Here is a 10,360-nt window from a genome sequence, read left to right on the forward strand (position 1 = left end):
GGGCTCAGGACAGTTTGAGCAGACGGTCGAGGGAAAGCGGGCCCGCGCCCTTGAAGACCAGCACCAGCAGCAGGAAGACCCACATCGTTCGCTGATCGATCAGCGTCAGGGTGTTGTCGAACAGGCTGCCAAGGGCGACGCCATGTCCGGTGACATCGACAAGGGTCTGGACGAACACGAAGCCGATCATCGCCAGCGCAGTGAGGCGGGTGAACAGGCCGATCACGATCAGGGGCGGCAGCACGAATTCTGCCACGGTTCCGGCGAAAATCACCAGACGCTGGAAAATGGTCAACTGCGTGACGTCGTACAGAACCGCCTCGGCGGCCTTGGGGAACATCTGGCCGAACGCCCCGGCAGAGGGCGAAAAGATCGATCCGTCGATCTTGAGCATCGCCGAGTTCCAGTAATAAAACAGCAAAACCGCAGCAAAGACCAAGCGCGCCAGCGTCGGGGTCAGGATGTCAGACGCCTGATCAACCTTGCTGAATAGGGAATTGTGAAGCGAGACGAGCGCGGTCATTGTGGTGGCCTTTCTGTGCTCAGGGAAGTGATGGCATTGCCTTGCAACAGCAGGGCAAGCGGGTCGGCAAGGTTGAAGTCTGGGACATTGGCCAGCACGGCGTCGTGAGCGTCACCGATGCGGCCACCGCGCACCAGGGCGTCGATCCAGTCTGCCCCTCCGGGCGGTAGAAGTGCGGGAATCGGGTCAAATTCGGGGCGGGTGATCAGCACGTCCTGCGCTTGGGCGCGGGGTTTGGGCGCGTCGGGTTCGGTGTTGAACCGCCAGATGTCATGGATTGGCCAAGGCGAGCGGATCAGCTGAACCGCCGGGGCGAAGGTGACAGTTGCTGCCAGCAACTGGTCTGGGGCCAAGGTGGCAAGGGTTTCGGCAGGCATTGGGTCTGTGTCAGCAGCGTGATAGGCGCGGCGGATTGCCAGTTCCAGCCGGGCGGTGTCCGCGAGATAGCCCAGATGCGCGAGCTGTTCCATGTTGGCCAGAAAGTCAGGGAACGCGGCGCCATAGTGCATCATCAACGGCGAGGATGGCGGATGCTGGCGCAGGAAGATCCCGGCCAGACCGTCCATGTTCTGCTTTCCCAGCAATTTGGTGATGACAGGAAAGCCAGTGTACAGGGCTTCGGTCAGGGAGACGGCGACATTGTTTCGGTAGACATCGAAACGACGCCCTGCGGGGCGGCTATCTGCATCTGTGAGATCCAGTGGTGCGGCCTTTGCCGGATCCAGAAGGGCAGCGCGGAAGTCGGTTTGCGAAACACTCACACCGGCACCCGCGCCAGAGCCTGGGCGGCACGGTCGGCTTCGGCGCGCAGAACGGGCCAGTCGGGCACATCAGTGTCCCATTCGATCAGCAGCGGTTTGGGGCCCGTGCGAGTCAGTGTGTGATCAAGCAATGCCCAGACCGGATCGACAACGGCGCGCCCATGGCTGTCGATCAGCAACGGCGCGCCGTGATCATCGGTGTCTTCGTCATGGCCGCCGAGATGGATTTCACCCACATGTTCAACCGGATAGGCGTCGATGTAATCCTGCGGTGTGAAGTTCAGGTTGGTGGCTGAGACAAAGACGTTGTTCACGTCCAGCAACAAGCCACAGCCGGTGCGGCGGGCAATCTCGGCCAGAAAATCGGGTTCGGACATCGTGCTTTCGGAGAAGGCCAGATAGCTTGAGGGGTTTTCCAGCAGCATTTGCCGACCGACGGTGTTTTGAACCTGATCGATGTGATCGGCGATGCGGGTCAGGGTGGCCTGCGTATAGGGCAACGGCAGCAGATCGTTCAGAAACGCGCTGTCGTGGGTCGACCAGGCCAGATGCTCGGAAAAGCTGGCCGGGTTCAGCCATCCCATCAGGTGTTTCAGCCGCGCCAGATGATCGGCGTCAAGCGGACCTTCGCTGCCAATCGACAGGCCAACGCCATGCACAGATATCGCGAATTTTTCAGAGAGGTGGCGGAGTTGTGCCAGGGGACGGCCACCATCGCCCATGTAGTTCTCGGCATGAATTTCCAGCCATTCGACCGGGCCGGGGTCGCGGATCAGATCCTCGAAATGCTGCGGCTTGTATCCAACGCCCGCCGCATTGGGCAGGGGCGCACGCTTGGGAGTTGCATCCAGCATGGCGGAGCTTTCCGGCAAGAGAGGGAAATGGAAAAGGCGGGCCGGGTGGGACGACCCGCCGGGATTGGCTTATGCCGGGAGGTCACGCTCCAGCGGCTTGAGCGAGCCTTTGCGTTCGCCGCCATCGGCCATTTTCGGCAGTTCCATGCTTTCGCATGAGCCAGCGTCAACCAGTGTCCAGGCGTTGCCCTGATAGTCGACAGTCGAGGTGCCGGCGCAGGTTGTGCCGGGGCCTGCGGCGCAGTCGTTCTGACCGGCCATCGATACGCCATAGCATTTTTCTTTGGCCTGAGCAGAAACGGTTGTGGTGGTTGCGGCCAGAGCGGCTGCAACGGCGCCTGCAACAGCCAGTGCTTTGGTTGTGTTCGACATTTTGGTGATCCTCCATCAGATGTTGGGTGTCGGTAGGGACATGTGTAACGTAACCCGAGCGCAGAGCGGGTTAAATTCACGAGGCCGTGTCTCACAGTCCCGTCAGGGCGTGTGACAGCACAACGGTCTGTAAGGTATTGAATTACTTGTAAATCAAGTGGGCATGTAACAAAACGGCCCGCAAATGCGGGCCGTTTCGAAACCGAATGTCACGGAATGTTACAGAAGATCCGGTGGTGTGGCGGCGGTTGCCAGGTCTTTTGTTACAGCGTCCAGCGTCTGAACCGAGGTGCGTTTCTCGCCCAGGCGCCGCACAGTCACGGTGCGGTCTTCGACTTCGCGGTGGCCAACGGCCAAGATCACCGGCACTTTGCCAACCGAATGTTCGCGGACCTTGTAGTTGATCTTTTCATTGCGAATATCGGCTTCGGCGCGGACACCGGCGGCTTTCAGCGCGGCGACCACGTCGTGCACATAGTCGTCTGCCTCTGAGGTGATCGAGGCAACCACGACCTGACGCGGGGCCAGCCAGAACGGCAGCTTACCTGCATGGCTTTCGATCAGGATACCAACGAAGCGTTCGAACGAGCCAAGGCAAGCCCGGTGCAGCATGTAGGGGCGATGTTTTACACCATCTTCACCGACATAGGTCGCATCGAGGCGTTCGGGCAGGTTGGGGTCTACCTGGAAGGTGCCACATTGCCATTCGCGCCCGATTGCGTCGGTCAGTTTGAAATCCAGTTTGGGGCCGTAGAAGGCGCCTTCGCCCGGATCAAGAGTATAGGCGTGGCCGGTCTTCTTGATTGCGTTTTCCAGAGCGTTTTCGACGTGATCCCAGCTTTCTTCGCTGCCGACCCGTTTTTCGGGGCGGGTTGCGAACATGATTTCGAATTTTTCAAACCCAAGGTCTTTGTACACGTCAGACAGGAAGGCGATGAACTTGGCGCATTCCTCTTCGATTTGATCTTCCGTGCAGAAGATGTGCCCGTCGTCCTGTGTGAACCCGCGCACCCGCATGATTCCATGCAGAGCGCCCGACGGTTCGTAGCGGTTGCACGATCCGAACTCGGCCAGACGCATAGGCAGATCACGATAGGATTTGAGGCCTTGGTTATAGATCTGCACGTGGCAGGGGCAGTTCATCGGCTTGAGCGCATTGATCGATTTCTCGCGTGCGTGTTCTTCGTCAACTTCAACGATGAACATGTGCTCTTGATACTTGTCCCAGTGGCCAGACGCCTCCCACAGTTTACGGTCGACGACCTGTGGTGTGTTCACCTCTTGGTAGCCATCCGCGCGCTGTTTGCGACGCATGTAGTTTTGCAGCTCGGTATAGATAGTCCAGCCATTTGGATGCCAGAAGATCTGGCCGGGGGCCTCTTCTTGCATATGGAACAGGTTCATCTCGCGGCCCAGTTTGCGGTGGTCGCGTTTGGCGGCCTCTTCCAGCATGGTCAGGTGCGCTTTGAGCTTTTCCTTGTTCCGAAAGGCAACGCCATAGATCCGCTGCAGCATCGCGCGGTTGCTGTCGCCACGCCAGTATGCGCCAGCGATCGACATCAGCTTGAAGGAATCGCCGGGGATCTGGCCGGTGTTCTGGAAGTGCGGGCCGCGGCACAGATCCTGCCAGTGACCGTGCCAGTACATACGCAGGTCTTCGTCGCCCGGGATCGATTCAATCAGTTCGACCTTATAGGGTTCGTTGTTGGCGGTGTAAAATTTGATCGCGCGGTCGCGTTCCCAGACCTCGGTGGTGACGGGATCGCGTTTGTTGATGATTTCCTTCATCTTCTTTTCGATCGCGCCGAGGTCTTCAGGCGTAAACGGCTCTGCGCGGTCGAAATCATAATACCAGCCATTGTCGATGACCGGGCCAATGGTGACTTTGGTATCGGGCCAGATTTCCTGCACTGCACGTGCCATGACATGGGCGAGATCGTGGCGGATCAACTCGTTCGCCTGCGCATCGTCCTTCATGGTGTGAAGGGCGATCTGGGCATCCTCGTGGATTGGCCATTGCAGATCCCAATGCGTGCCGTTGACAGTTGCGCTGATGGCTTTCTTGCCCAGCGAGGTCGAGATATCGGCAGCCACCTGCGCGGGCGTTACACCTGCGTCATAGGGTTTTGCATTGCCATCGGGGAAGGTGAGTTGGATTTGGGCCATGCTCTGGCTCTCCTCGTCAGTTTGGCGCCCACAGAACGCCCGGTTGCGGGTTATGTTTCAAGGGTCATGTGGCAGTCAGGTGCGGCTCTGTCAAGGGCAGGGCGAGGGGCGCTGCCCCTCGCGCTCCCCGGGATATTTTCAGCAAGAGGAAACGGGAATTGCGGTGCGCGGGGCGGGGCGGCATGATGCGGGACAACTGCAAGCGAGAGTAACGAGGGTATCATGGCGGCGACTGAATTTCTTGAGACGGCGCAGGGGCGGCGACTGGCGTATCATCGCAGTGTGGGCGCGGGGCCGACCGTGGTGTTTCTGGGCGGTTTGAAATCGGACATGGAGGGCACCAAGGCGGTACATCTTGAGGCGTGGTGCCAGGCGCAGGGGCGTGGGTTTCTGCGATTTGACTACTCGGGCCATGGTGAAAGCAGTGGGACATTTGAAGAGGGCTGTATTGGGGACTGGCATGAGGACACGGTGGCGGCTGTGTCGGGGCTGAGCGACGGGCCGCTGATCGTGGTGGGGTCGTCGATGGGGGGGTGGCAGGCGTTGTTGCTGGCGCGGGCCTGTCCGGAACGGATCGCTGGCATGGTGACCATCGCAGCGGCGCCGGATTTTACCGAGGACGGGTATTGGGCCACGTTTTCCGACGCACAAAAGGCGACGCTGATGGAAGTCGGGCAGGTTGAATTGCCATCGGATTATATGGACCCTTACATCGTCACGCGCCGGATGGTTGAAGATGGGCGCGCGCGTCTGGTGTTGCGTGCGCCGTTGAAATTGCCGTTTCCCGTGCGGTGTCTTCAGGGCACGGCAGATACCGCCGTGAGTACCGAAACTGCGTTGAAGTTGCTGCATCATGCAGACTGTGAGGACATGCGGTTGCTGCTGGTGAAAGATGCAGACCATCGGTTTTCGGACGGGCCGTGCCTGGGCATCATCGAAGCCGCGATTGTTGAGATACTGGAGTTGCTGGGCTGATGCGCCGGTTGGGGAAAGTGCTTGGCTGGCTGCTACTTATGCTGGTTGGGGTCGCGGGCGGGCTTTGGATATTTGGCCCGTATGAACCTGTCGATCTGGAGGCCGAGTTCGAGCCGCGCAAGTTTGGCGAGGGTGTGCAGGTTTATTTCGAGAGCATCGAATCCGGGTTTGATGACATAACCCCTGGTGTCGAAAAACGGGTGGTCTGGCAGCCCGACGCGTACGAGCGGCGCACGCCGGTGTCTGTGCTGTATATCCATGGGTTCTCGGCCACGTCGCAAGAGATCCGGCCCGTGCCTGACGCAGTGGCTGAGGCGTTGGGGGCGAACCTTGTTTACACCCGGCTTCAGGGACACGGGCGCGGGGCAGAGCCAATGGGGGAGGCGACGGTTGCGGGCTGGATGCAGGACGTGGCCGAAGGGCTGGCGGCGGCGCGCGCGGTGGGTGACAGGGTTGTGGTTCTGGCGACGTCGACCGGCGCAACACTGGCTGTCGCGGCAGCGATGGACCCTGAGATGTCGCAGGATGTGGCCGCGATGATTTTTGTCAGCCCGAACTTCGGGATCAATGACAGATTGGCGTTTCTGCTGACCTGGCCTGGCGCGCGATACTGGGTGCCACTTGTGGTGGGCGATACACGCAGCTTTGAGCCAACCAGGCAAGCGCAGGCGACGTTCTGGACGACGTCTTATCCGGTCACGGCGTTGATGCCGATGGCTGCGTTGGTTGCAAAGGTTGTCGGGCTGGACGTCTCGCAGATCTCGATCCCGACCTTGTTCCGGTTCTCGGATGACGATCAGGTCGTGCGGCCTGATCTGACACGCAGGGTTGCGGACAGATGGGGCGGGCCGGTGCAAATTCAGCCCGTCAGGATGGGGCCGGGGGATGATCCTGCGTCACATGTGATTGCCGGGGATATCATGTCGCCCGGCCAGACAGACGCCACCATTGCCGACATGCTGGCATGGCTGGCTGCACAGGGGATTGAATGATGGACCAACGGATCAGCCTGATCACTTTGGGGGTTAAAGACCCCGAAGCCTCGGCCACGTTTTATGAGGCGATGGGGTGGCAGCGCGCGCCATCGCCCGACGGGGTCATCGCGTTTGATCTGATCGGTCAGACGCTTGGATTGTACCCGATCGACAAACTGGCTGAAGATATCGGCTTGCCGGTCGGGTCGTTGGGGCAGGGCGCGGTCACGCTGTCCTACAACTGCCGCGAAAAGGATGAGGTGGCGCAGGTGATTGCGTCTGCTGAAAGCGCCGGGGCCGAGGTGTTGCGCCCGGCCTCCGAAATCTTCTGGGGCGGGCATGTAGGGTATTTCCGCGCGCCAGATGGACATATTTGGGAAGTGGCCTGGAACCCATTTTCGCCCCTGTCCCCCGAAGGCGCATTCCGCTGGAACGGGTATTCGTGATGAGGCGACCGGGCAGCATGTGGTCTTTGGAAACCTTGGGCCGCGTGCGCTTGTCGAAGCATTTTTTCATGCGGGATTTTCTGTATTCGGAGATCGGAAACTTCCACGAAAAGCAGAACATCCCGGACAACCCGGATCTGGCCATCGCCTGTGGGCAGGCGTTTTGCGACGCCTTGCTGGACCCTTTGGAGGAAACCTTTGGGCGCGTCGCGGTGCGGTCGGGGTATCGGTCGCCTGCGCTGAACCGGTTTGGCAATGAAAACCGGCTGAACTGTGCGCGCAATGATTACCCATTGGAGTGTCACATCTGGGATCGGGGCGAGGGGGAAGATCGCATTGCGGGCGCATCGGTGGTGATCCCATGGTTTGCAGATCAGTATGCCATGGGTCGGGACTGGCGGGATCTGGCGTGGTGGATGCATGACCATCTTGAGTACTCTGAAATTTGGTTTTTCCCCAAGCTGTGCGCCTTTAACATCGCGTGGCGTCCGACTCCGTTGCGCCGGATCGACAGTTATATTGCGCCGCGCGGGACGTTGGTGAAGGCGGGCAAGGCTCCGGACGAAACACTGGCGCAGCGGCAGGCGCGCTATGGCGATTTTCCGGCCTTTCGTGGCATCGCCTATCCCTGATGCAAGCGGGACTCAGTCGGGCGGGCGTGTGACCTGAACGGCGGTTTCAGCCTTGCCGGGATGGGCGCTATTGCCCATGCTTTGCGCAATTGTGTTGCACGCGGTTGGTTTCGCCAAAGAGGATTGTCTTATGACTGAACCGCTGGTTCTTTTGCCCGGCATGATGTGTGACGCACGCGTGTTTGGAGCGCAGGTGACGACGCTGTCACGCGAACGCGCTGTCATGGTTGCGCCGATCACTTTGGGCGAACGGGTCGAGGAAATTGCGTCGAATATCATCGATCAGTTGCCGCACCGTTTTGCGCTTGCCGGGTTCAGTATGGGCGGGATCGTCGCGATGGAAGTCTTGCGCCGCGTGCCGGACCGGATCAGTCGTTTGTGTCTGATGGACACCAATCCGCTGGCCGAAACCCCTTCCGAGGCTGCTGCGCGCGAACCACTGATCGTGCGGGCCCGGGCCGGGTATCTGGAGGATGTGATGCAAGAATCGATGCATCCCGATATTCTGGCGCCGGGGGCGCATCGGCGCGGTGTTCTGGACAAGGTTTACCAGATGGCCCGGGATATGGGGCCGGAGGTGTTTGTGAACCAGTCGCGTGCCTTGCAGCGGCGGCGCGATCAGCAGGGGACGCTGCGAAAGTCGCAGACGCCGACGCTGATCCTGTGCGGCGCGCATGATCGTCTGACGCCTGTGAAGCGGCATTCATTCATGGCCGAACTGATGCCGCATGCGGATCTGGCAGTGATGGAAAATGCGGGGCATTTCCCACCGTTGGAATGCCCGGACGAGTTGACCAAGATCTTGCGCGACTGGCTGGCGCGCCCGAGCCGGGCTGCCTGATGCCTGACCCCGGATCGCTGTTGATCTATGCGCCGGTGCCACTGCATCAAAGGGACGGCGTTTTGTATGTCGAACGGCAGGCGGCAAACGGGTTGCGGCTGTGGGCGGCGAATTTCACGCATGTGACGGTCATGATGCCGTTGTCGCCTGCGCCGCCGCCGACCGGGTGGATTCCGGTGACAGATTGTGCCGATTGGTTTGAGAGGGTGACGATTGATCCGTTGCCCATGGCCTATCGGCCTGACCAGTTCCTGCGCGCGTTTTCAGCCACGCGGGCGCATATTCGTGACCGGATAGACACCGCTGAGTACCTGAGCTTTGCCATCGGCGGGCTGTTCGGGGATTGGGGTTCCGTCAGCGCATTGCTGGCGCATCGCATGGGGCGCCCGTTTGCGGTCTGGACGGATCGCGTCGAATCCCGGGTCGTGCAACAAAGTATCGCCACGGCGACGGGGCGGGCGAAATTGCGGGCGCGGCTGACGCATCGGCCGATGGCGATGCTGGAGCGGGCGGTGATCCGCAAGGCGTCGCTGGGGTTGTTTCACGGTAAGGAAACCTTTGACACCTATGCGCCGTTCTGTGCGAACCCGCAGATCGTTCACGATATCCACATTGCGCCCGAGGACCACATTCAGCCCGACGCGATGGACGCAAAGGTGACAGATGCGCTGACTGCCCCGCTGAGGATTTTTTATGCTGGCCGGGCTGATCCGATGAAGGGGCCACTGGACTGGGTCGAGGTTCTTGCCGGGTTGCGAGACCGTGGCGTTGCGTTTACGGCGACATGGTTGGGCGAGGGCAGCGAAATGGCACAGATGCGGGACCGAATTGAAGCCCTGGATTTGTCCGGGCACATCGCTTTGCCAGGGTTTCTGGATCGTCGCGCGGCAGTGTTAGAGGCCTATCGTTCGGCGCAGATCTTTCTGTTTTGTCATAAGACTCCGGAATCTCCGCGCTGCCTGATCGAGGCTCTTGCCTCGGGCACGGTTCTGGCCGGGTATGACGGGGCGTATGCGCGAGATCTGATCGCTGACAACGGCGGCGGGGTGCTGGTGCCGATAGATGACGTGGCGCAGCTGATCGATAAGGTTGCCGGGCTTGATCAGGATCGCGGACTGTTGGCTGATCTGATCAAGCGTGCGGTCGCGGATGGCAAACCGTATAATGATGTCGAGGTGTTTCATCACCGATCTGAGCTGATCAAGGCGTATCTTTAGCTTTAAAGATCATGGCGTTGCGGCGGCGCGTTGATCTTTGGTCAGCACCGTGGGCGTGACCACTGGCTGCCCGGTTTCCACGTCAAAAAATGGTGTGGATTTCCAACTGCCGGACAGTCGCGACGCCAGAGCCCGGGTGGCAATTCCCCAGACCATCGCGCCTGCGTTCTTGTGTTTGGTTGATCCGTCTGGTTGCGGCACAAAGCCCGTAGCGCGGACTTTTCCCAGCCGGTCGGGGTCGTCGACGATATTGCTGAGCACGCTGACAAAAGGGATCTGAGGTTTGCGCACGGTGTTGAACATCGGCGTGTTGCAACACGTGGCGTACCAACGCATCAACCCATCCGGACTGAAGCGAAACATCCCGACCAGATCCTGCCCGGTGTCAAAACTGACGCCTTCGGGCGATGTCTGAAGCACGTCGACTGGCTCGGGAGCAGGGTCAGGTTGCCCCAGATGGATGGCAGCCGCGCGACAATCCTTGCAAAAACAGACCACGCGGGTGCCGGTTTTCACGGCCTTGTCGCTGAGATGGCCTGTCACTTGCCCACAGGTGCAGGCGAACCGCAGGGGCGATGATGTCGTCCCTGCAGCCATGA

At 60.2% G+C, this 10,360-nt stretch carries 12 protein-coding genes; 6 read left to right on the forward strand and 6 right to left on the reverse strand.

The window, feature by feature from the left end; all coding sequences use genetic code 11:
- Positions 1 to 4: 4 nt before the first annotated feature.
- The 5 genes from FOY56_RS06610 to thrS form a co-directional block, all read right to left on the reverse strand.
- Positions 5 to 523, reverse strand: a complete 519-nt coding sequence (locus tag FOY56_RS06610) for a DoxX family protein (protein WP_146345020.1) — start codon at positions 521 to 523, stop codon at positions 5 to 7.
- Complete coding sequence (locus tag FOY56_RS06615) at positions 520 to 1,284, reverse strand: HvfC/BufC N-terminal domain-containing protein (RefSeq protein WP_146345021.1); 765 nt, start codon at positions 1,282 to 1,284, stop codon at positions 520 to 522. The genes FOY56_RS06610 and FOY56_RS06615 overlap by 4 nt, the downstream gene beginning before the upstream one ends.
- A complete protein-coding gene (bufB, locus tag FOY56_RS06620) occupies positions 1,281 to 2,138 on the reverse strand; it encodes an MNIO family bufferin maturase (RefSeq protein WP_146345022.1) in 858 nt (285 codons plus the stop codon). The genes FOY56_RS06615 and bufB overlap by 4 nt, the downstream gene beginning before the upstream one ends.
- Before the next feature lie 69 nt (positions 2,139 to 2,207).
- On the reverse strand, positions 2,208 to 2,510 hold the full coding sequence (locus FOY56_RS06625) for a BufA1 family periplasmic bufferin-type metallophore (protein WP_146345023.1): 303 nt from the start codon (positions 2,508 to 2,510) through the stop codon (positions 2,208 to 2,210).
- Positions 2,511 to 2,729: 219 nt separating this feature from the next.
- The gene (thrS, locus tag FOY56_RS06630; protein ID WP_146345024.1) at positions 2,730 to 4,676 is read right to left on the reverse strand and encodes a threonine--tRNA ligase; all 1,947 of its coding nucleotides are present in this window, start codon (positions 4,674 to 4,676) and stop codon (positions 2,730 to 2,732) included.
- Between the two features lie 222 nt (positions 4,677 to 4,898).
- Between thrS and FOY56_RS06635 the strand changes: the two genes are divergently transcribed.
- The 6 genes from FOY56_RS06635 (at position 4,899) to FOY56_RS06660 (ending at position 9,761) form a co-directional block, all read left to right on the forward strand.
- On the forward strand, positions 4,899 to 5,651 hold the full coding sequence (locus FOY56_RS06635) for an alpha/beta fold hydrolase (RefSeq protein WP_146345025.1): 753 nt from the start codon (positions 4,899 to 4,901) through the stop codon (positions 5,649 to 5,651).
- Entirely contained in the window at positions 5,651 to 6,643 is a 993-nt protein-coding gene (locus FOY56_RS06640; RefSeq protein WP_146345026.1) for an alpha/beta hydrolase, read from the forward strand. The genes FOY56_RS06635 and FOY56_RS06640 overlap by 1 nt, the downstream gene beginning before the upstream one ends.
- Positions 6,643 to 7,071, forward strand: a complete 429-nt coding sequence (locus tag FOY56_RS06645) for a VOC family protein (protein WP_146345160.1) — start codon at positions 6,643 to 6,645, stop codon at positions 7,069 to 7,071. The genes FOY56_RS06640 and FOY56_RS06645 overlap by 1 nt, the downstream gene beginning before the upstream one ends.
- Positions 7,072 to 7,088: 17 nt before the next feature.
- Positions 7,089 to 7,703 (forward strand): hypothetical protein, encoded by a 615-nt coding sequence (locus tag FOY56_RS06650; protein ID WP_146345161.1) that lies wholly within the window; start codon positions 7,089 to 7,091, stop codon positions 7,701 to 7,703.
- A 130-nt stretch (positions 7,704 to 7,833) separates the two neighbouring features.
- Positions 7,834 to 8,544 carry an alpha/beta fold hydrolase gene (locus FOY56_RS06655; protein ID WP_146345027.1) on the forward strand — a complete coding sequence of 237 codons (711 nt, stop codon included), beginning with the start codon at positions 7,834 to 7,836 and terminating at the stop codon, positions 8,542 to 8,544.
- Positions 8,544 to 9,761, forward strand: a complete 1,218-nt coding sequence (locus FOY56_RS06660) for a glycosyltransferase (RefSeq protein ID WP_146345028.1) — start codon at positions 8,544 to 8,546, stop codon at positions 9,759 to 9,761. The genes FOY56_RS06655 and FOY56_RS06660 overlap by 1 nt, the downstream gene beginning before the upstream one ends.
- Before the next feature lie 9 nt (positions 9,762 to 9,770).
- On the opposite strand, the gene FOY56_RS06665 is transcribed toward FOY56_RS06660, so the two are convergent.
- The gene (locus FOY56_RS06665) at positions 9,771 to 10,358 is read right to left on the reverse strand and encodes a DUF6151 family protein (protein WP_146345029.1); all 588 of its coding nucleotides are present in this window, start codon (positions 10,356 to 10,358) and stop codon (positions 9,771 to 9,773) included.
- Between the last annotated feature and the right edge of the window lie 2 nt (positions 10,359 to 10,360).

This window comes from Falsiphaeobacter marinintestinus, assembly GCF_007923355.1.
Taxonomy (GTDB): domain Bacteria; phylum Pseudomonadota; class Alphaproteobacteria; order Rhodobacterales; family Rhodobacteraceae; genus Phaeobacter_A; species Phaeobacter_A marinintestinus.

What these genes read in the sequence shown, in the direction of transcription:
- FOY56_RS06610 (WP_146345020.1), bottom strand. Translation starts at nt 523, where the DNA reads ATGACCGCGCTCGTCTCGCTTCACAATTCCCTATTCAGCAAGGTTGAT.
- bufB (WP_146345022.1), bottom strand. Translation starts at nt 2,138, where the DNA reads ATGCTGGATGCAACTCCCAAGCGTGCGCCCCTGCCCAATGCGGCGGGC.
- FOY56_RS06625 (WP_146345023.1), bottom strand. Translation starts at nt 2,510, where the DNA reads ATGTCGAACACAACCAAAGCACTGGCTGTTGCAGGCGCCGTTGCAGCC.
- thrS (WP_146345024.1), bottom strand. Translation starts at nt 4,676, where the DNA reads ATGGCCCAAATCCAACTCACCTTCCCCGATGGCAATGCAAAACCCTAT.
- FOY56_RS06635 (WP_146345025.1), top strand. Translation starts at nt 4,899, where the DNA reads ATGGCGGCGACTGAATTTCTTGAGACGGCGCAGGGGCGGCGACTGGCG.
- FOY56_RS06640 (WP_146345026.1), top strand. Translation starts at nt 5,651, where the DNA reads ATGCGCCGGTTGGGGAAAGTGCTTGGCTGGCTGCTACTTATGCTGGTT.
- FOY56_RS06645 (WP_146345160.1), top strand. Translation starts at nt 6,643, where the DNA reads ATGGACCAACGGATCAGCCTGATCACTTTGGGGGTTAAAGACCCCGAA.
- FOY56_RS06650 (WP_146345161.1), top strand. Translation starts at nt 7,089, where the DNA reads ATGTGGTCTTTGGAAACCTTGGGCCGCGTGCGCTTGTCGAAGCATTTT.
- FOY56_RS06655 (WP_146345027.1), top strand. Translation starts at nt 7,834, where the DNA reads ATGACTGAACCGCTGGTTCTTTTGCCCGGCATGATGTGTGACGCACGC.
- FOY56_RS06660 (WP_146345028.1), top strand. Translation starts at nt 8,544, where the DNA reads ATGCCTGACCCCGGATCGCTGTTGATCTATGCGCCGGTGCCACTGCAT.
- FOY56_RS06665 (WP_146345029.1), bottom strand. Translation starts at nt 10,358, where the DNA reads ATGGCTGCAGGGACGACATCATCGCCCCTGCGGTTCGCCTGCACCTGT.